This is a genomic window from Lysinibacillus composti (genome assembly GCF_016908465.1).
In the GTDB taxonomy this organism is placed as follows: Bacteria; Bacillota; Bacilli; order Bacillales_A; family Planococcaceae; genus Ureibacillus; species Ureibacillus composti_A.
On record NZ_JAFBDY010000016.1, the window covers coordinates 42,039 to 62,128 of the forward strand.

Sequence of the window (20,090 nt, forward strand, 5' to 3'; positions counted from 1 at the left end):
AATTTAATTTCCGGGTTTTTATTTTGCTTATTTTCCAGAGAGAAAGCACTAGGATAGCTGCTCTCAACTTAGTTTTTAAATGATAAACCTTTTTCTTGTAAGGCATTCTTAAGTTTTGGTAAAGATGCGGGTCCCATGCCGTGAAATTTCAAAATCTCACTTTCACTATAGGTTGAAAGCTGTTCCAAAGAAGAGATTCCATTGTTCTCTAATGCTCGTCTAGCTGGTGCCGACAGTAATGAAAGAAATCCATTTTCAGGTTTACGGATATTTTCACAAATCGGGCATGTTGGGCAGTCACTGCTTTTATAATAATTATGACCTTTGTCGCAAGTTCTTAAATTGTTTTGTAATTTCGTCATTTTAGAATCTCCCTTTCTTTAACGATTAGCATGCGCTTCTTTAAGAAAGCTTTTAAATAGTAGTTCTGCAATATTTTCGTTCACCATTCCACTAAGATGCAATAGCATTTTAATTAGTCTAACCATTTTTAACTGTATCGTTGAGCAAATCACAATCCCAACTTGTTTTTCCTTTATAAATCCACAGTACGTGTGAAACCCCATCGTTGTTCCACCGTGATGAATAATAGGATGATCACACCACTTTTTCTTCTCGATAAACCATCCGAGTCCCATATCCAACTGTTTAGATCCGGTTTTTGCATGAACTTGTTGTGTAAGATTGATTGCTTCTTTTAATGGACTATCTTTAAGCCCCATTTGATACTCGAGGTAAAGTAGCATATCATTCATTGTGCTTTTTAATGCACCCGCACCATTAATTGCTGGCAATTCGATTGGAGGAATTCTAATTTCTTTCTTATTATAGGATTTAATATAACGTTCATATTGTTCGGGTGTTCCATTTATAAACGTATCATTCATTCCAAAAGGATTCAAAATCTCTTTTTTGATGGCTTCTTCATAACTCAATCCTACAATTTCAGCTAATATGTTCCCTAATAAGCCAACGCCAATATTTGAATAGCCCCATTTTTGATCAATTTCTTTTTTTAAGTCAAAATCAATGAAAAATTGTTGTAAATCATCCTGGCTAAAATATTTATAAGGATTATCTTTTTCATCTTTATGCTCTTTCATTCGTTGTCGAATGGTTTTCATATCTTCTCTCGGGAAACGAGATCGATGTGTAGATAAATGACGAAAGGTTACTTCTTTTCCATTATACGTTAATGCTCGTCTATACTCGGGTTTGTAGTTGGATATTGGTTCATCAAGCCCGATTGTGTGATTTAAAATGAACTTTGATAATAGCAAACTCGTCAATGTTTTAGTTGTTGAGCCAATTTCAAATACACAATCTCCAACAGCTACACTACCTAGATCATCATAAATGGTTCCTGTAATAAATTTCTCATCTTTTGTCACAAACCCAATCACAATACTCGCTTTCTTTGCCTGATCTAATTCCCTCTTGATCAATACTTCCGTCTCTTGATTAATCAAACAAATCTCTCCATTCGAAGATGATAGAACTTCCAATACCTTCCTATTAACTATACGATTAACTAAAAGATTAGTTTCGTTTATCCAAAGCAAAAAGCCACAGTCAAATCGAGGGGACTCGAATTGACTACAGCTTTATACTCTTACTTTTATTCTTTTACCTTAAATGTCTTCACAATTTCTTCAAGTTCCTCAGCCATTTGACTCGATTCCGTTGAGCGGTCGGACACTTCCGAAATACCAGCAGTTGTTTCTTCAGCTGCTGCCGCAATATTTGTCATCGTGTTTTCGATTTCGTGAATTGATTGGTTTAATTCTTGAATTAATTGAACGACTTGCCCAGATTTCATCGTTTCATCTGTTAGTAATTTTGAAATATGGGCCATTTCACTTACAGTTTCTGTCACTGCAGATGAGATGTTGCCTAACGCATTGGCCGTTAATTCCACAGTTTTTGAACCTTTTTCGATATACTTACTATTTTCGGATGAAGAAATTAGTACGTTTCCAATATGGTCCATAATGTCCTTCACTAACTTTTCAACTTTCGAAACTTCTTGATTTGACTGTTCAGCTAATTTACGAACTTCTTCTGCTACTACAGCAAAGCCTTTTCCATGTTCGCCTGCACGAGCCGCTTCAATAGAAGCATTAAGCGCTAATAGGTTGGTTTGAGAAGCAATTCCAGCAATGGCATTTGTAATGGTTTGAATTTCCTTCGCTGCTTCAACTAAATTTTGTATTGTATTACTTACTTCAGTCGAACCTATGCGGATTTGTTCCATCCCCGTGCTAATTTCTTTCGCTCGTTGTTCTCCTTCAGAAGCAATTTGCATCGTTACATTCGATTTTTGCACCGCATCATCAGCGATTTCTTTTATGTTTTGCAAGTCATCCGCAAGTGTCACTAACACATTCGATGCATTATCTGAATGATGCATTCCGTCTGTTACCGATACGGAAACCTCTTCGATATTATTTGCAACGAGTGAAACCGCATCGTTCATTTCACCTAATGAACTTGCCGTTTCATTCGCATTCGCTGTTAACTGATGCGAAGTTGAACGTAATGTAGAAAGGATTTGTTGTAAGTTGACTGTCAATTGGTTAAGTGTACGTGCTAAATCTCCCACTTCATCCTGACTTTTTACTTTTACCGATTCAACCGTTAAGTTTCCATTTGCAATTTCTTTCGCTTGTTCAATTAATTGCGAAATCGGTTTTGTTTTACGACGAATTAGGAATGCTGTAGCGATTGCTGCAAGCAACATTGGAATAATGCTGATTAACATCCCTTGTGATACAACTCCCCAAGTACGTTCTGTTACAATTTTCGCATCAAAATCAATAACACTGATTGCGATAATGTCCTTTGTTGGGTCGTGATCTTCGTAAATTGGCGCATACCCAGATAAGCGCTCCATTCCAGCAAATTCATAGGGTTGAGAATAGGTTGGGTGTTTCATGTCAAGCATCATCGATATTGCTTCTTCATCGACATGGAATGAATCCCCAGGCTTAAATCCATCTTCTCGCAAATTATCATCAAGAGCGATAATGTTGCCTTGTAAATCTAATATGTATTGCGTTTCAAAAATGTCTTTATGATTGATTGTCCAGTTTAGTTGATCCCCAATTTTATCTTGTGTCTGTGCATCACCATCTAGGGCTTTCACAATATCCATGGGGCTAATTAACCCTGTTGTTATATTCGCACAACCATAAGCTTCTACCCCTGCAGCATCATATAATTTGTCGTATGCAGTAATGTAAGTTGCTACTGATGTAATCGCTAACATAACAACTAATATCCCCGCAATAAGCGTACCTAGTTGAAAAGTCAGTGTATTTTTTATTTTCATGACAAATGTACCACCTTTTAAATAGTCCACTACTAGTTCTATAAACTTATATTAGTTTACTATGAAATAATTTATTTAAAAAGGTTGTTTTAGGAAAATAATAGTTTATTGTAATTTTTTTCATATTTTTTGTCATTGAATTTTCACTTTTCCGAAATGGGCCATCTGTTGCTTGGTTGTTGACCGAAATTGTGTATTCTGCAAAAAATCCATATGTTATTCTTTCCTATGTAGATAAAATATTGAAATATTTTAAATAAAATGAAACGGACGTCTGTTGGGTCTCGTTTATATGTTACTACTGGGGGTGAACGTGATTGATAGACAAATAGATGAATTAGTGGACCAGTATGCTGAACACTTGTTACAACTGGCCTACTTCTATACAAAAGACCGCTATAGTGCGGAAGATATCGTGCAGGAAGTGTTCATGAAATTTCTTGAAGCCAATTATGAAGAAAGAGGAACAATCCGTGCTTATCTTTCCAGAATGACCATCAATAAAAGCAAAGATTATTTAAAAAGCTGGGCCTATAAAAAAGTACAGTTAAAGGAAAAGTGGTCTTTTGAAAAATCGAAGAGAAAGAAAGACGCCCTACTTGTAGAGGATGAACGCACTCTGATTGGGCAAGCCATTTTAAATTTACCACTCGAATATCGGGAGCCGATTATTTTGTATTATTTTGAAGAAATGTCGGTAGCTGAAGTCGCGGTGGTATTAGCTATTCCAGAAAATACGGTAAAAACCAGGTTGAAACGGGCTCGAGAGAAACTTAAACCTTTATTACAAGAAGAGGAATGGGAGGTGTTAGCAAATGAATGAACTTAAAAAAGGCTTAATTCGAGCAGCTGGTGATCTGAGTGAAAGCAAGGAAACCGTTCGAAAACGTTTGTACGAAAGGAATAAAAATCCTCGTCAAAAAACAATGTTTCTAGCGAGAACGCTAACGGCCATCGTCACCATTTCCATTCTATTTATCGTTGCCAATATACTAATGAAAGATGAGGAATTGGCCACAGCTACTCCTTTTGATGAATCTTACTATGAAGTGCACTACGCGATTACGAAAGCATTTGATTTTTCTCGCGATGAGGAATTGATTAAACAAAATGCTTACGAACAATATGAAGCAAAATTGGCCTATTATGCCTATGCATTATCGCTAGGGTATGAAATTTCAGATTCTGACATTAAAAAAATGGAGGAAGACCTATTAGTCGGAAATGGAATGGAACGGTATGAAGAATATAAACAACATCTTTTACAAGAAGCTAATATTTCGGAAGAAGACTATATGGAATATGAAAAAGCAAATGCCCCGTTTTTAGTGGCTCAAAATATGTTACAGGATCATTTTATGGCACTTTTCCCTAAAATAAACGATGTGCTCGCAAAATCCTTAGCCTATAAACATGCTATTCCCTATTTCCAAGATGCTTATGCCGAGGATATTAAGCAGTTTAAAGAAACACATAGCATAGTCGATAATGGATATCCTGGCGAAGGGGTACCGTCAGTCGGTCGAATAGTCGCATTGGAAGATAATATGTTTTTAGTCGTTGAAGATGCAACAGTAGAAGACATCAGAACGATGGACCAGGCAGCAATTGTAAAAAAATATCATCAAGGTGTTTGGTACCCACAGGATGGGACACCCGAACTTTCGGTTGGCGATTTAGTTGAAGTGTATACTAAAACAAAATTGACATCACAATTACCTTTTTTAGCAGACATTTGGGATTTCAATATGCTTGAAGAATATGACGAGAATGCTCCTACGACGGAACCAATTTCACTCCAAGTATCACCGGAAAATGAAACGAAATTACGAGTGTTATTAAGCATGATTCGCTGGGAAGATAAAGAGGTCTCGATGTCACGAATGCCCGAATACACGCTGGACTTTAAGGGAGAAACCTATAACCTATGGACGACACCCTCCCATAGCAACATCACCATCATCCCATCTAGTGGCGGACGCTATAAAAGTTTATCAGAAGAACGATCGAAAGAACTTGCGGAAATTTTGGGGTTGGAATAAATGTTTTTAGAGAACCTGAGCTATTTTGGGGTTCTCTTTTTGCGTCCTCAAAATACCGTAATTACTCTTTCATGATCGAAATTGGAGTGATTAAAAGATGTGGTGGATTTCTAGGATGTGTTGCGGTTTCGGAAAAATAACCGATGATCCATTCTATAAATAGCGGAATAAATTTCCTTAAAAATGAAAAATGCTTCTGTTTCCCATACAAATAAGGGAAGTTTTTTCCTTTATCTCAGTCTAGAGCATTGGATTTCGCCTTATTTATAGCAGTTAACGGAAATTTATTCCCTTATATCGGCCTTTCAGCTTCCGCTTTATACAATAGCGGAAGATTATTACCTTATTTCCCATTCTATAAAATAGCGGAATAAATTTCCCTTAAAATGAAAAATGCTTCTGTTTTCCATACAAATAAGGGAAGTTTTTTCCTTTATCTCAGTCTAGAGCATTGGATTTTGCCTTATTTTGGGCAGTTAACGGAAATTTATTCCCTTATATCGGCCTTTCAGCTTCCGCTTTATACAATAGCGGAAGATTATTCCCTTATTTCTGTCTTAGTATGATCCCATTCTATAAAATAGCGGAATAAATTTCCCTTAAAATGAAAAATGCTTCTGTTTTCATTCAAATAAAGGAAGTTTTTTCCTTTATCTCAGTCTAGAGCATTGAATTTCGCCTTATTTATAGCAGTTAACGGAAATTTATTCCCTTATCCCCGTCTTCCAAGCTTACCTTTTATACAATAGCGGAAAATTATTCCCTTATTTCTGCCATTTAAATTTCCAAACTTACATTAGTCGGAAATCTTGCCCATATATCAAACTTGGAATCTTAAAAACCAGCCACTTCCCCCCTCAAGTTTGACTGATGTCCCCAGTTCTTTTGATGATGCCAAATTTTGCGATAAAATAAATGGCCAAAAATAAGAAGCACCCTAAATTCGTACTATTACTAGTTATTAAATTTGATATGACGAGTTGCTGTCCCACGAGTATGTTTAATACCTAAGAAAACAGTAATCCAAAAAGTGAACCACACATCAAAAGATGCCCAACCCATGTCCTCTTAGGAATCATCACTTTTGATTGTCGAAGGATCCATGTATCGTAAATTTGCCTTACTAAACAAAACATAATGGTGAAAATCATCAATAAAACAACGAGCCATCCTACCTGTTCACCCATGAAATCCCCCACTTTTCCGCTACTCTTTTCACAATGGAAACGATAAGCCAAATAAATACAATATAGATGATTGATTCGGCAATACTCGTAATCAAGTAAAATAATATTCTTCCGTAATATTCAAACTCATCCATCTGATAATGCTGTACTTTCCCAAATTTCAAGAGATTTTGATAACTAGTTAAAAGCATGATGAGGATGAAAAGAAGCCAATATGCTTTCGGTAATGTATTCCCGTTTACTAACATCTAACTCCCCCTACTTTGTCATTTATTCCAACTTCTGTAGCTCATTCACCGTCACAAATCTATATCCCTCATCTGTTAGTTGTCGAAGGGTTTCTTCAATGACTTGTAGCTGCATCCCGGTTTGATCATACATTGGATGAATTAAAATAATCGAGCCAGGTTTTATATTATTGACGATATATTCAACCTTTTCATCTGCAGTCGTGTAATATGTATCCGGCTCCAGATCCCACATAATCGTCTCTGTACCTCGTTGTTTTAAATAAAATGGCAAGACGACTAACTTCTTTCCAAATGGAGGTCGGAAATCAATTTCACCTTCGAAACCTGCTTGTCGAATTAATTCATCTGTTTTCTCGAGTTCTTCTTTTACAAAGCTAGGTGTCTTAAATACCATACGTTCATGGGAGTAAGTGTGATTGCCAATTTGGTGACCAGCCTCGGCAATTTTCTTCGCTTCTTCAGGATGATCAGCAATATCGCCACCAATCAAGAAAAACGTTGCCTGTGCATTGTACTGATCAAGAAGTGGAAGAATTTTATCTACATTCTCGGTTGGACCATCATCAAAGGTTAAAGCCACTACCTTTTCATTTGTCTCCACTCGGCTCGTTATGTCCCCCATTAGCTGAAAGTTTCTCATATTCATCCATTTCATTAATCCGAAAAATAGTAAAAAAACGACTAAAAGCCCTATGATAATACGTAAAATTATCTTCTTCATTTCTAACCCTTTCTTGTAAGCATTGATCAATCTATTTTTTCTTTTTGCACTTTCAGAATATTGTTCAATGTGTCATGAATAGTTTGTAAAGTAACGAGATTGTGTACAAGCATCATAAATATCACAACTCACCTGTAAACCAGGACGGACATTATGTATACACATCTAGTTTATTAGTAAAATTCCGATTCCTACAATCATCACGAGTACCATGTTGGCTAATGTTATGAGATATTCCCGGGACTCTCTCATATACTTCCATTCAACGAATAATTCAAAGCCAAATCGAGCGATGAAGAACAGGAATAGAAACAACGTCATATAAACCCTTTCCTTTGTAACAACAATGGGGATGAAACAAATTGTGATGACAGTTATGATAAATATTCCGATTCGGAACACCTTTTTTCCTTCCGTCTCTGAAATATGTTTCTTTTCGATTTTAAATATTCGGCGAAGAATCGGCTCCAAAAGGATGAAAAGGAGAATGATGATGACGAGTAAAAAAATGTTCATAGTAAGCTCCTAAATGTTTGATATTTCTATCTTACCTTACGAACGTTAGAATTTACATAATTTAACTCAGATTGAAATGAAAGGGTGACTGACCTTTGAAAAAAAACAATAAGAAAATAGCCTTTTTTGCGATGATGGCCATTGCCCTCTTTATCGTACTGGCGATTATGACATACCAAAATCAGTGGAATCAAAAACAATATTTTTTAGATAATTTTCAACAGCAATTTGTTGAGCTGCAAGGCGTTATTACACACGTGGAAAAAGAAAACTGGAGCCATCCCGAACTCATATCGAACCAACTATCCCTTATTTTAGATGATTTAGAATATGTGATGTTGAATCATTCGTATCCCTCTAAAGTGCTTTCTGAGGACGAAAAATTTATGTTCGCTCGGATTTATGGTTCCTTAAACCAACTTCCCTTTAACGAAATTTACCACGAGGCAGTTTGGTCAAAAAAAGATCTCGAAAAAGTGAACATCGTTAACGAAGCACTCGTAAAAGCCGAACTAAAAATGGAAACGACAATTCCTGTGGACTGGGACGTTTTTATGAATCAATGCAAAATTTTAGATAAGGAATTGCAGAAGTTACGAAGTATGCAAAAATAATTATGTTTCGTGAAGCATATTTATTTTCTGCGACGTGGGACAGGGGGACAGGTTCCTTGTCCCACCACCTGCTACACAACAGCTTTCACTTTAACATTTGATCAAAATCTACTCGCCAATAATCCACCAACCACTAATTATATTTTTTCGGCCACATATTTAACACAAATATTATAAACTCCACCAGTGAATTCATCTCCATTAACAAATAAAAATTATAGGCGGTCGAGATTCATCTCGACAATATATTTATTTTTTTAAATCTTTTTTTAAAGTCTCTTTATTGTCGTCTCATTTTGTCGTGAGATGCCTTTCCATTTTGTCGTGCTATGCCTTTCCATTTTGTCGTGCTATGCCTTTCCATTTTGAGAAGTCTGTCGTGTTTAAACAGATGAAAATTACGTCACGAACTCGGTTGTCATAAATTCGAAATCACAACAGTTACGAATCCTGCCAAGTAACACTTTGGTCATTTCGAATTTTACTTTTATCAATTTTAAAATATTGCTTGCCATCCTCCTTGGAGGATATGCCCGTTCTCTGATGTAATCTTTTATTGTATTCTCTGTGTAATCTATTGGTATTGCTCCCGTCATTTTGACGTGTCCCATTCCGCCATATTGACGGGATGGAAACCGACAAGTTGACGTGTCTAATTCGTCATTTTGACATAATCCTTTTTTACTAATTGACGTATCCATTTCATCAATTTTTTGAGGGCTATTTTTCAACTCATCATTTTGGGAAAAGCCGTGATGAGAGATTTTCTTTACTTCCTCCTCATTAATTCGGTACCATTTTGTACGATCTGTTTTCCGCTCATTAAAATTGCCAACCTCAATTAGATTTAGTTGCTCTAACTTTTTCAAAATACGGTCAATCGTACTTTTCGACCAAAACGGAAATTGCTGATGAAATTCCATCAACGTTTTGGAAATCCACTTTTCCCCTTCCCTCACGCTGCCAGCAGTTTGCACTAAATCATTCAATTGCTGTAACATCAGTGCCTCATTTAATCCAATATTCATTGCAAGTGTCGTTGAAATTAGTATTGGTGTGTCGTTATTTAATAAGCTCATTGATTTCTGTCTCCTTCAAACTCAAGTTTTCTGAGAAATTCTTCATACTGCATTTCCCATTCATCCTTTATATAGTGATTTAGGTCCGAAAAAGAGACAAGGATTTAAAATTTTTTTGCCCTACCCTCAAAAAAATATTTCGTACCCCATATCTTTATCAAAAGCTTTATAATGAAATGACAAATATGTAAATCTCTGGAGGTCATCTCCTTGAAGGAAAAAATTTTATGGATTGGCTTATTGATTGTCTTCATCAGTTGGATAGGAAACTATTTTTATTTTCAGTCGAAACAGCTGGATCAACCCATTTTTTTAGACCACTATTATGAAACCTATATGCAGGATGAATCCCCTTTAACCTTTTACTATTTAAGCAATAAGACGGATGATGCTGTCATCAATCATGTTACCATCGATGGCATTGACCTCTATCCTGTGTTAGATCATGGTGTCGTGTGGTCATCTTCCCCTACATTTGAACAAGAATTTACCCATCAATACTTAAAATCCGTTACATTGGACTTTGCTCATGTTCCATTCCCAATTAATGAAACCGATGATGCTTGGTCTTTTGAGGAAATAACTGTGACTTTTACAAATGGTCAAACACTTACAACAGATATTGGTGAAGTACGTGTGTTCAAAAATTTACAAAATCATGAATTATTTAATTTTCATTCAGGATCGACGAGTAGCGAACATATACATCAAGAGATAATGGTTGCAACAATCCCCCTTACCGTGGAAGCAATTCAAATTCCTTTTAAGGAACTAGTTGAAGAGCTTGATGTGAAAGTAAATGTTGATACGAAACTTATAAAAGAAAATGAGTCTTTAAGGCAGAGAGAAAGTACAACAGGATGGCAGGATCCATTTGGAGTTTTAGAATGGCATGAAATAAAAGGTATTTCGAGTCATGAAGAAAAACTATTTCCGTTTCAATTAGAACGAGATAACTGGTTGCAGCTTTCCATGCAAATGAACCCGAATCATAAAAGTTATGTTAACTTTGGAGTGGAAATAACTGGTACAACAGATGATGGTAAACCATTTATGAGAAAGTCAACAATCATCGAACACCCCACCCTCACTCAAAAAGTGCTGAACGAAATAATAGACGAAAAAACAAGGAGGTAATGTCCATGTACAAAGCCTTTCATCGAATTTTCTGGGGTTATCTCATCGTGTGGATTGAAATTCATCTCTTCGTCATGGATATTCTGGCAGATCCAGTTGGATATTATCTTATATATTCTGGAATTTCTCATGTGGTAAAAGATTTTCCAATTGGTCATAAAGGAAAAAAACTTGCGATGATTCTCGTTTTTATCTCTTTCCCTACTGTCTTTATGCAACAAAACCTAAGAATTGACCAACTAACTCATTTATCGATGTTTTCTGGTTGGACGTTATACACGACACTATTAAGTTTGTTAAAATTTATACTCGTCTTCTATATTTTCCAACTGATCATGGCCATCGTTCAGTTGCATGGAGATGAACGGATGATCCGACGTTCGTTGAGAACATTTATATTTTATGTAATCGGCATGTTTTTCGTATTATGTTTAAATACCTTTATGATCAACCTGCCAGTTGAAATACTGTTATTTTCAGCGGTCGTTTCAGTCATTTGCAGTTTAATATTGGAAATTGTATTTCTACTTCTGTTACGGTCTGTCAGTGAAATTAAAATTGAACCTAATTGACAAGTTCTACACAATTGTCAATTAGGTTTTTTATTTTAGAATGCGATGTAATGATTTTTAAAAATAAGTTTCGTACTTCTTTCAATGATAAATATGAGGGATTCCTTCCAAAATTTTAGATGTATTTTTTATTAATATTCCGTGATAAAGTTTGTTTCAATAGGGACAACAAGACAAACACCCAAGGAGAGATTACTTGAAAAAACAATTATTCACGGTGGCAGCTACTGTTGGAATTTTATTCTTCTCATATTCTGTTCAAGCCTCAGCACATGAATTAACGTATAAAGTTCAAGCTGGCGATACACTTTGGAAAATCGCGACTTCAAATCAAATTACAGTTCAGGATTTGCAATCTTGGAATAACCTCAAATCTAATACAATTCGTGTAGGTCAAGAATTTTCGTTAATTGCCCCCCATTCTCATTATCTTTCGAAATCATATGTTGTTCAATCTGGAGATTCACTCTGGGGAATTGCTACAAAAAATGGCTTAACAGTTGATCAATTAAAATCGTTCAATGGTTTAACTAGCAACGTGATACATGTTGGACAAGTATTGAAATTAACATCCGAGGGCGACTCAAAACTAACTGCTCCTGTAGTAGAAAAAACATTAAATGCGGAAGCGTTAATTGCGGAAGGCAAAAAATATGTTGGGGTCCCCTATGTTTGGGGAGGTAGTACTCCGAAGGGTTTCGATTGTTCAGGCTTCCTTAACTATGTATATGGAAAAGTAGGCGTCTCGATCCCTCGTACGGTTGAAACGATTTGGAATGCGACAACGCCTGTTTCATCTCCACAAAAAGGAGATATAGTTTTCTTTACAACAATTAAACCGGGGCCAAGTCATGCTGGTATATATATAGGAGATAACAAATTCCTTCATGCAAGTTCATCGATAGGTATCACAATTACCGCAATGAATGACTCTTATTGGAAGGCTCGTTATCTCGGGTCAAAGAAAGTAAAACTAAACTAACAAAAAATAAAATCACCCTGCCTCTCTTAAATTTTGTGAGGCTAAGGTGATTTTTATTTTCATCATCTAATAAAAGACATTTCCCTTTAGAATCAACGTTTTTTGTTTGCCCCGGAATTGAGACAAAAAAGAGGAACCCAGTTAAGGATTCCTCTTTTAGATCATAGTAAATTTAATTTAATTAAAAATTAAAGTTTTACGATGTTTGTAGCTTGAGGGCCACGTTGACCTTCTTCAACGTCGAATTCAACTTTTTGGCCTTCTTCTAAAGATTTGAAACCGTCTCCAACGATTGCTGAGAAGTGAGCGAATACGTCTTTTCCACCTTCAACTTCGATGAATCCGAAACCTTTTTCTGCGTTAAACCATTTTACTGTACCTTGTGTCATGTAAATGACCTCCATTTGTTTTAAATTTAATATATAAGCTTTTTTGAAAAGAAAAAAATTCACATATTACAAAAAGTATCGAACGCTCACGATTACTCTTTGTAATAGGTGAATTCTACTTCGTTTCCATAAAGGACCTTATTAATTAATTTTATTATATATCATAATTTCGCGTTTGTCTACTGTAAAATTCAAATTCTAAAAATTAGCCAGTTAATATTGAAAAACAATGTGCCAACTTCTGAATAATAGAAATCGGCACTTCGCTTAGCGTGAGGCTTTTGACGGTTGGCATACGTCACATTTGCGCTGATTGTTGTTCTTAAATTTCGTAAATGTTTTTTCAAAATTGCTTCCACAAGCACATTTAAATAATAATTTTTGTGAAAAACCGTGATATTCCGTTGATAGCAACTTACTTTCAGAATTCTTCTCAACAAACTCTTTAATTTGATGAATCGTCCATCGCTTGTTCATTCTTACACCTCCATTATACGCTCCCGGAGGCATTCTTTGGCATCCGTTTAAAGTTTATTCTAGGCCGTGATGACCCTAAGTTTCTTATTATAACATGAATTATGACACAAAAATACACAACTTAAACTAACGAATCATTGCACTTGCTTAAAACTTGTTTTTCGCATCATTTGTCGGAGTAGTACAAGGCTAACAAACATAATCAAAACCAGCAAAATAAAATCAGTATTGCGTACATCAACCCCATGAAATCCATACCAAATCAAGAAGTAACCAAAACACCCTATTAGATTAAAAGCAAATAATAATCCCCATGCAGAGACTTTAATTCGCTTAACCCTTCCCTTCCCAATGAAATACTGGAGATACAAAAAACAAACAACAGTTAACCCTAAAACTAACAAACCCGCCTGAACAAATGATGAAATGGACGTTATCATTCGAATCGGCACTTCCCCAGCAGTATCTACATATATGACATTGGCAGCATTAATGAGATGAAAACCGAAACCCAACAAGATCACATAAAAATAAAGTATCCATTCACCAATAATCAGAATTGGAAACATAAATTTCTTCAACATATTCCACCTACTATTTTTTATATTAATAACGCAGGTAATTTTCATGGGGTTCCATATTTAACCATTAATAAATCGTAGTGAAAAATCTGCAAATCTTACATTTTACGATATACTTCGATTAGAACTGTTTGGAGGAAATAAAATGAAGATCAATAAATTTCTAGTGAAAACGTTGAGTACCTGCCTGTAAGGGGGAATTCCCCTTGGACCCTTGCAGGCGGTACATTCTCAAGGGAGGTTTTCACAAATGAAAAATCGATCACGGTCCTATTATCGCCATCAATGAGAGCGAGTTATTAATCGAAAGCTCAAAATTATCCAATTTGCCTGGGGGCTGGAACAACGGGATGCTATTGAACATCCATTTATTAAGAATCCGGGTAGATTATCAAAAGCAAAGATTAATTGCTCTTGTCAGATGTGCAAACATGATAAACATTTTAATATTCCAAAAGCAAACGTTAAATCGAAAAAGGATTTAATGGAATGGGATATGAAAAAATACTTTAATAAGTAACATTCAAAGTGCCCTACTTTTTAGAGGGGGCTTTGAAGTGTGACAGATGATTAAGCATGGTAACTCGTACTCGTATTGAGTTGCCATGTTTTTTATTTCTTTGTAAGTATAATCTCGGTCTATTGATAAAGTGGGTGCTTGATAGGGTGCTTGAAAGTCGGAGATAACGGAAAAATATTCCGTTATTGTACATTGGGAGGGCTAAATCGGCACGAATAAGGGAATATTTTTCCCTTAACAGCTCTAAATAAGGCAAAATTTAAAGATTTTATTAAAATAACGGAAAAACGTTCCTTTATTCTACAGAAAATAAAGGGATTTTCTAATTTAAGGGAAGTTTTTTCCGTTATTGAATATAGTAAAGCTTGAACGGCGGTGATAACGGAAAAATATTCCGTTAGTGTACATTGTGAGGGCTTGGATGGCATAGTATAATTCCTTTTGATTTCCGTAAACATCGAAATGTATGACTTCATCAACTTGATCTGCATCAAAAATGTTGGTTTGAGTTTTGACATTTCCATCTATATTTGCCTACAAAGAATTTCTATCATCTATTTATCAAATTTACTTTGAATTTTAAAAATATATATTTTATTTCCAAACTCCGCACTTATACCTTTTTGCTCTAGTAGATTCTCATAAGATACTTATAGTTTAACAAGGAGGTGAAACCTTAATGTCACAAAACAATGTTGGCGGAAGCTCTGATTATGGCAGAAACAACAATAATAATTTTGCTTTAATCGTTGTGTTATTTATTCTATTAATTATTGTTGGTACATCGTTCATGAACAATCGCTACTAATTTCAAGCATTTCTAACATATCTTGAGCTACCACCTCAAGATCCCTCACTAACCTTCCTTTTATATTAAGTAGCGAAATACACTAGCAAAAATACTAAAACGCTTCGCCACGAAAAAGTGAAGCGTTTTTTACTTTGTAAAACATTATCCCAAGAATATGAGAAAACATTCCACTTTCAACTAATTTCCCCATAGTTTTTTTAATTAAAAACAACTCTAAATACTTTACGAAAATCAGGAAACAATAAATGTCATCATGATTTTTTAGAGCATTCATTATAAATAGACTTGGAAGGCGGTCTACTATGGATCAGGTAAAAGTTAAACTATGGACCAATCAGTACATAATGATTGTCATATTGTCCTTAGTTATTTTCGCTGCCTTTTATATGATTACTGCAGGTTTTCCTATTTTTGTATCCACCATTTCTGATAATCCAGCAATTGCTGGAACAATGACGACAACCTTAATGGTAGCATCATTAGTTACCCGCTTTTTTGCAAGTGTGATGATCCAAAAAGTGAATATGAAATTGCTCCTCATCATTTTTCATCTTTATTTTATAGGCACAATCGGTCTTACCTTTCTGAGCGACTCCATTGGATTTTTGATATTCATTCGAGCGCTACAAGGGATTGGGTTTTGTATGCTGACGAACTTAGTTTTTACGATTTCAAGTAATATTGTTCCTAAATCTCGGTTAGGTGAAGGACTTGTATTTTTCGCCATGTCGACAAGCATTGGAACAACCATTGGGCCACTAATCGCGATTGCTTATCTTGCAAATTATTCGTTTAAGTCCATGATGGTCGTAACACTGGGATTAATGATTTTTGCTTTAGTTTGCAGCTTTTTCACGAAAAATACAGGTAAACTAGAAAAGAAACGTCCTCAGCCGACAAACAAAGAACCATTTTATAAATACATGTTCGATCGGCGGGTCCTTCTTCCAAGTATTTTGGTGGCGTTCAATTATATGGCCATTGCAGGAACCGTTAACTTTGTCGGGGCATTTGGGAAAGAAATCAATCTTGGTGGGAGCATTTCACAGTTTTTTATCGCACAAGGGATTTCTATGGTATTCGTTCGTTCGATCTCTGGGAAAATATTTGATCGATTCGGTCACAGAATCCTTATTATTCCTGGCGCTATCTCTGGTGCAATAGGCTTAACTCTTTTAGGCTTGTCAACTAGTATGTGGATGGTTTTAGTTTCAGGCGTACTTTTCGGCATCGCTTTTGCCATTCTCCAACCGATTATCCAAGCTTGGGCGTTGACACTTGTTCCACCTGAGAAAAAAGCGACAGCCAACTCTATGCTTCTCATCTTTATGGATTCTGGCATGGCGATTGGATCATTAGGTCTTGGGTTTTTAGCAAAAATGGTTGGCTATGGCATGACCCTCACTTATTCTGCAGTTTTCATGGTGATTATTTTGATCTTGTATTTAATTGGGAGCAAGAAATAGGGACAGGGGGACAGGTTCCTTGTCCCAGTTCAGTGGGACAAGTGACCTGTCCCCTATGTCCCATCAACAAACAAGTAGGGCTGTTCCATTGTCAACTTTGACATTTGAAACAGCCCTTAAGATTCTTAGAGAGAGTTTATGAAAAAATTCGCTTCAAACTCTATCACAACTATTTATTTTGCTCCAGGCATTGATAAACAGCCATTAGATCACGTTTATTTAATTCACGAATACGAGTAAAGATTAGAATATCTCGGGCAGCTTCTGTATATAAGCTTTCCTCTACGACATCACTAACTGTACCATGTAACCATGTTTTAACTTGTATTCCTTCAACAAGTTCCTCTAGACCTTCATCATTAATACCTGTTGCCTGACAGCTCACACATGGGATTGTTAATTTGTATACGCCATCATGAATATTATCCTCTGTGATGACTTTCTTTCCTTTACAAAACGGACATGGATGACTCTTAATGATTTTATTGATGAGCGTGACGATTTTTTTGTAGCCAAACGCTTCATATACATAGGTTAGTTTTTTGTATTTTCCATTCATGAAATACTGATTGATGATGGTTTCTCTTGTTTCATCAATATTAGGGAAATCACAAATTGTCACCTGATTATTTATACTAATAGATTCGATATACTGTTTGATTGTGTCCCAAAATGGCAAGGCGTTTTGCAGAACGATTTCATAACCCGAAAAGCTCGCTTGTTCTAATTCGAACAATTTCAGTGCAACTTGGGTGTCTCTTGGCAACAGTGAGACATCTTCTGTTAATACACACTCGCCACCAACAATCGATTTCAGTTTGCTCAGTTGAGGTAGTTCACCCACGATTTTCATTACTTCATCAATTGGTTGCTTAATGATTTCCCGAATATCTGTGTCTCCAAATTTAAGCGGTTTACGATGATTTAACACCGTCCCCTCACAAATTGGACAGGTCATCATTTCTTTCGAAGCTTTCATCTCCTCTTTAATTTTAGATTTTGAGACGACAATATACATACCAAGAATCGTATTAAAGCCTACCCATGTTCTCCGCGCTTTGCCTTTTTTATCATAAAAGGACTGTTCAAAATACCCGTACCAAAACGTATGCTTCTCTTCCTCTGTCATCTCATTATAGCTTTTTGTCAAGTCATGACCGAGCTCGTTCTTAAGTTCTTCAAATAGAAATTCTAATTTTGGATATTGATAAAATTTTAATACTTCCATTATTTCTGGATAAAATAACCCCTCCCAAAATGGAACGTTTTTGTCCTGAATTACTAGTTCCTTATCAAATATTTCAATTTGAAGACGTCCCGAACAGGATGGACAGTGGTTTTCCTGAGCGTAGAAATCAAAACTTCTCGTATTTTTATTTGTCGGATGTGCCGCCACAATATGATTAATGAGCCCACCCATTTCATAAAGAAAACTATATTGGCTATACAAATGTCTTTCAAGATCAATCGCAATCACAGGTGCAATTTTGTCAGATTCGTATTCACCGTAAATTAAGCGCGCCATGGAAGATAAACTTTTGAGGATACCACCTTTATAAATATTTTCTGCCCTTTTAAAGTAGTCGATTTGGTTTTCTTTTAAATAAGTGATCCCATTTTGTGTTTTTAGTTCTGATGAAATTGGCGCTGGCTCAGCGTTCTCTTCCCTATGCTTCTGTTCGAAATAATCATCATGACTGTTAACCTCAAGAAACTCCACAGGCTCAACTTTTCTTTTACCAAAGTCCGCGATAAAATCAGAGCTTTGTAACATATAGTCATTATGTTCAATCATGATAATCGAGACGGATTCATCTTGAAGGATGACGCGAATACTATCAATAAATTGATTTAAAATATTTTGAGATAACCCTTTTGAAGGTTCATCGAAAATAAACAGCGTATGGGAATTCCTCGTTTTTGAAAACAGCTCTGACACTAAATGAACACACTGAAATTCGCCGGTCGATAAGGTTTGAGTTTTTCGATTTAAAGTCAAATATCCAAGTCCCAGTTTGATTAAGAGACTCAAGCGTTTATAAGCGATGTCTTCATTTGGTAGTTCCTCAATCAGATCTTCAATTGAGCGATCAAATAGTTCATCAATCTCGTCACTATATTTTGTGAGTTTTTGTTTAATGTCGAGAAACGTCGCAACCGTTGAACGACTCGTAATCGATTGATTTCGGTCTTGCCCGACCATCACTAGTTTATCTTTTGAATATCGCTTCACAAAATCATTGGCTAAACACTCATTAACAAGTGTCGATTTACCACATCCAGACTCCCCCGTAACTGCTACAAGTCTATTTTTCGGAATCTGAAATTCAGCCATTTGAATATTACGGCAATACAACTCATGAAATTGGTAGTATTCTGTTGGCTTTTCCTCATTTCGTTGCCAAAGAATTGGTGCTGGACGCGGTGATTCTTCTACTATTTTCCCACCATATTTCCCACTGCCTGGTCCGAAGAATACTTGATCATCCGTTAAGTCAAGCACAGTGTCTGAGTGATCAATAAGCCAGACTTGATTCTTAAATCCTAGTTGTTTGATTTGCTCCAAAATATTCAATAATGTTTGATGATCAAGCCCCACAGAAATTTCATCGATAATAATTACAGTATTTTCACTAACTGCCATGAATTCTGCCAAGTAAAGTCGCGTTAATTCTCCACCTGATAGCGTCCCCATGATGCGGTTTACCGTTAAGTATCCAATATTCATATTAATAATATTTTGGAGAAGATGTTGTTTCGCTTCACTAATATGTAAATCTTCCGCTAGTGAAAGAATAGTTTCAACGCTTAAGTTATTAATGTCCGCAATGGTATGAGGTTGACCAAATAAGTCTAGCGTATATTTCAGAACTTCTTCACTGTAGCGCTTCCCTTCACATGTAGCACATTCTACGTTTTTAATCGTACCGCGGCCTTTACATTTAGGACACCAGCCCATTGCGTTATTAAACGAAAACACTTCAGGCGATAAATCATGTTCATCAGCGAGTCTTGTCCGAATTTCTGTAAATACGCCGGTATGTGTACCTATTGTTGAACGTGGATTGGAGGAAATAGATGATCTTCCGAGAAAAAGAACTAACGGCATCTCTTCCATCTTGATGGCACTGAAATTTGTCTCCATAATATTAGGAAATAAATACTGATATTCCGCCTTTGGTAATAGAGAAACAAGACGCTTTTTAGATTCTTCCCCAATGGTTTGGCAAAAAGTGGTTTTACCAGAACCAGACAATCCAGCAATTCCTAATGATTGATCTGTTGGTAGTGATACATCTAATTTTTGTATGTTGTTGGCAATTAATTGATTGATTTTCATATGAATCTCCTTAAAATTCTCTCACTTTAGCATGGACAAGTAATTCCATTTATAATTATGACTTATTTTATTAT

Annotated in this window: 19 protein-coding genes; 8 read left to right on the top strand and 11 right to left on the bottom strand. The window is 35.9% G+C overall.

Features of this window, described 5'->3' with window-relative positions:
- Positions 1-68 precede the first annotated feature (68 nt).
- The 3 genes from JOD29_RS14900 to JOD29_RS14910 all read right to left on the bottom strand — a co-directional run bounded on the left by JOD29_RS14900 (position 69) and on the right by JOD29_RS14910 (position 3,331).
- On the bottom strand, positions 69-362 hold the full coding sequence (locus tag JOD29_RS14900; protein WP_124766260.1) for an RNA polymerase alpha subunit C-terminal domain-containing protein: 294 nt from the start codon (positions 360-362) through the stop codon (positions 69-71).
- An 18-nt stretch (positions 363-380) separates the two neighbouring features.
- A complete protein-coding gene (locus JOD29_RS14905) occupies positions 381-1,469 on the bottom strand; it encodes a serine hydrolase domain-containing protein (RefSeq protein ID WP_158610584.1) in 1,089 nt (362 codons plus the stop codon).
- Between the two features lie 149 nt (positions 1,470-1,618).
- On the bottom strand, positions 1,619-3,331 hold the full coding sequence (locus JOD29_RS14910; RefSeq protein ID WP_124766262.1) for a methyl-accepting chemotaxis protein: 1,713 nt from the start codon (positions 3,329-3,331) through the stop codon (positions 1,619-1,621).
- A gap of 313 nt (positions 3,332-3,644) precedes the next feature.
- Here JOD29_RS14910 and JOD29_RS14915 point away from each other — a divergent pair, with 313 nt between their 5' ends.
- Positions 3,645-4,154 (top strand): sigma-70 family RNA polymerase sigma factor, encoded by a 510-nt coding sequence (locus tag JOD29_RS14915; protein ID WP_240033629.1) that lies wholly within the window; start codon positions 3,645-3,647, stop codon positions 4,152-4,154.
- Positions 4,147-5,373: a DUF3221 domain-containing protein gene (locus JOD29_RS14920; RefSeq protein ID WP_124766263.1), complete on the top strand. Its 1,227-nt coding sequence runs from the start codon at positions 4,147-4,149 to the stop codon at positions 5,371-5,373. Before JOD29_RS14915 ends, JOD29_RS14920 begins: the two co-directional genes overlap by 8 nt.
- A gap of 1,171 nt (positions 5,374-6,544) precedes the next feature.
- Here the strand turns inward: JOD29_RS14920 and JOD29_RS14925 are convergent.
- The 3 genes from JOD29_RS14925 to JOD29_RS14935 form a co-directional block, all read right to left on the bottom strand.
- Positions 6,545-6,808, bottom strand: coding sequence for a hypothetical protein (locus tag JOD29_RS14925; protein ID WP_124766264.1), 264 nt, complete (start codon positions 6,806-6,808; stop codon positions 6,545-6,547).
- Positions 6,809-6,830: 22 nt separating this feature from the next.
- Complete coding sequence (locus tag JOD29_RS14930) at positions 6,831-7,532, bottom strand: polysaccharide deacetylase family protein (RefSeq protein ID WP_124766265.1); 702 nt, start codon at positions 7,530-7,532, stop codon at positions 6,831-6,833.
- A 165-nt stretch (positions 7,533-7,697) separates the two neighbouring features.
- On the bottom strand, positions 7,698-8,048 hold the full coding sequence (locus tag JOD29_RS14935; RefSeq protein WP_124766266.1) for a DUF4181 domain-containing protein: 351 nt from the start codon (positions 8,046-8,048) through the stop codon (positions 7,698-7,700).
- 95 nt (positions 8,049-8,143) lie between these two features.
- Here JOD29_RS14935 and JOD29_RS14940 point away from each other — a divergent pair, with 95 nt between their 5' ends.
- Entirely contained in the window at positions 8,144-8,662 is a 519-nt protein-coding gene (locus JOD29_RS14940; RefSeq protein ID WP_124766267.1) for a hypothetical protein, read from the top strand.
- Between the two features lie 398 nt (positions 8,663-9,060).
- Here JOD29_RS14940 and JOD29_RS14945 read toward each other — a convergent pair whose 3' ends face one another.
- Positions 9,061-9,741 carry a helix-turn-helix domain-containing protein gene (locus tag JOD29_RS14945; protein WP_124766268.1) on the bottom strand — a complete coding sequence of 227 codons (681 nt, stop codon included), beginning with the start codon at positions 9,739-9,741 and terminating at the stop codon, positions 9,061-9,063.
- Positions 9,742-9,951: 210 nt separating this feature from the next.
- Here JOD29_RS14945 and JOD29_RS14950 point away from each other — a divergent pair, with 210 nt between their 5' ends.
- The 3 genes from JOD29_RS14950 to JOD29_RS14960 all read left to right on the top strand — a co-directional run bounded on the left by JOD29_RS14950 (position 9,952) and on the right by JOD29_RS14960 (position 12,432).
- Positions 9,952-10,878 (top strand): hypothetical protein, encoded by a 927-nt coding sequence (locus JOD29_RS14950; RefSeq protein ID WP_124766269.1) that lies wholly within the window; start codon positions 9,952-9,954, stop codon positions 10,876-10,878.
- A 5-nt stretch (positions 10,879-10,883) separates the two neighbouring features.
- Complete coding sequence (locus tag JOD29_RS14955) at positions 10,884-11,450, top strand: hypothetical protein (RefSeq protein WP_124766270.1); 567 nt, start codon at positions 10,884-10,886, stop codon at positions 11,448-11,450.
- 196 nt (positions 11,451-11,646) lie between these two features.
- The gene (locus JOD29_RS14960) at positions 11,647-12,432 is read left to right on the top strand and encodes a C40 family peptidase (protein ID WP_124766271.1); all 786 of its coding nucleotides are present in this window, start codon (positions 11,647-11,649) and stop codon (positions 12,430-12,432) included.
- A gap of 188 nt (positions 12,433-12,620) precedes the next feature.
- Here JOD29_RS14960 and JOD29_RS14965 read toward each other — a convergent pair whose 3' ends face one another.
- The 3 genes from JOD29_RS14965 to JOD29_RS14975 all read right to left on the bottom strand — a co-directional run bounded on the left by JOD29_RS14965 (position 12,621) and on the right by JOD29_RS14975 (position 13,879).
- Positions 12,621-12,821 carry a cold-shock protein gene (locus tag JOD29_RS14965; RefSeq protein WP_124766272.1) on the bottom strand — a complete coding sequence of 67 codons (201 nt, stop codon included), beginning with the start codon at positions 12,819-12,821 and terminating at the stop codon, positions 12,621-12,623.
- Between the two features lie 267 nt (positions 12,822-13,088).
- The gene (locus JOD29_RS14970; RefSeq protein ID WP_124766273.1) at positions 13,089-13,298 is read right to left on the bottom strand and encodes a hypothetical protein; all 210 of its coding nucleotides are present in this window, start codon (positions 13,296-13,298) and stop codon (positions 13,089-13,091) included.
- Positions 13,299-13,432: 134 nt separating this feature from the next.
- The gene (locus JOD29_RS14975; RefSeq protein ID WP_124766274.1) at positions 13,433-13,879 is read right to left on the bottom strand and encodes a hypothetical protein; all 447 of its coding nucleotides are present in this window, start codon (positions 13,877-13,879) and stop codon (positions 13,433-13,435) included.
- 1,199 nt (positions 13,880-15,078) lie between these two features.
- On the opposite strand from JOD29_RS14975, the gene JOD29_RS14980 reads away from it, so the two are divergent.
- Positions 15,079-15,207, top strand: coding sequence for a YjcZ family sporulation protein (locus JOD29_RS14980; protein WP_124766275.1), 129 nt, complete (start codon positions 15,079-15,081; stop codon positions 15,205-15,207).
- Between the two features lie 305 nt (positions 15,208-15,512).
- On the top strand, positions 15,513-16,676 hold the full coding sequence (locus tag JOD29_RS14985; RefSeq protein WP_124766276.1) for an MFS transporter: 1,164 nt from the start codon (positions 15,513-15,515) through the stop codon (positions 16,674-16,676).
- 169 nt (positions 16,677-16,845) lie between these two features.
- Here JOD29_RS14985 and JOD29_RS14990 read toward each other — a convergent pair whose 3' ends face one another.
- The gene (locus JOD29_RS14990) at positions 16,846-20,016 is read right to left on the bottom strand and encodes an ATP-binding cassette domain-containing protein (protein ID WP_124766277.1); all 3,171 of its coding nucleotides are present in this window, start codon (positions 20,014-20,016) and stop codon (positions 16,846-16,848) included.
- Positions 20,017-20,090 lie beyond the last annotated feature (74 nt).

Bases quoted from the DNA above. Each gene is read 5' to 3' on its own strand.
- JOD29_RS14935 (WP_124766266.1), bottom strand. From the start codon at position 8,048: ATGAACATTTTTTTACTCGTCATCATCATTCTCCTTTTCATCCTTTTG.
- JOD29_RS14920 (WP_124766263.1), top strand. From the start codon at position 4,147: ATGAATGAACTTAAAAAAGGCTTAATTCGAGCAGCTGGTGATCTGAGT.
- JOD29_RS14970 (WP_124766273.1), bottom strand. From the start codon at position 13,298: ATGAACAAGCGATGGACGATTCATCAAATTAAAGAGTTTGTTGAGAAG.
- JOD29_RS14910 (WP_124766262.1), bottom strand. From the start codon at position 3,331: ATGAAAATAAAAAATACACTGACTTTTCAACTAGGTACGCTTATTGCG.
- JOD29_RS14965 (WP_124766272.1), bottom strand. From the start codon at position 12,821: ATGACACAAGGTACAGTAAAATGGTTTAACGCAGAAAAAGGTTTCGGA.
- JOD29_RS14900 (WP_124766260.1), bottom strand. From the start codon at position 362: ATGACGAAATTACAAAACAATTTAAGAACTTGCGACAAAGGTCATAAT.
- JOD29_RS14980 (WP_124766275.1), top strand. From the start codon at position 15,079: ATGTCACAAAACAATGTTGGCGGAAGCTCTGATTATGGCAGAAACAAC.
- JOD29_RS14930 (WP_124766265.1), bottom strand. From the start codon at position 7,532: ATGAAGAAGATAATTTTACGTATTATCATAGGGCTTTTAGTCGTTTTT.
- JOD29_RS14925 (WP_124766264.1), bottom strand. From the start codon at position 6,808: ATGTTAGTAAACGGGAATACATTACCGAAAGCATATTGGCTTCTTTTC.
- JOD29_RS14945 (WP_124766268.1), bottom strand. From the start codon at position 9,741: ATGAGCTTATTAAATAACGACACACCAATACTAATTTCAACGACACTT.
- JOD29_RS14955 (WP_124766270.1), top strand. From the start codon at position 10,884: ATGTACAAAGCCTTTCATCGAATTTTCTGGGGTTATCTCATCGTGTGG.
- JOD29_RS14985 (WP_124766276.1), top strand. From the start codon at position 15,513: ATGGATCAGGTAAAAGTTAAACTATGGACCAATCAGTACATAATGATT.
- JOD29_RS14990 (WP_124766277.1), bottom strand. From the start codon at position 20,016: ATGAAAATCAATCAATTAATTGCCAACAACATACAAAAATTAGATGTA.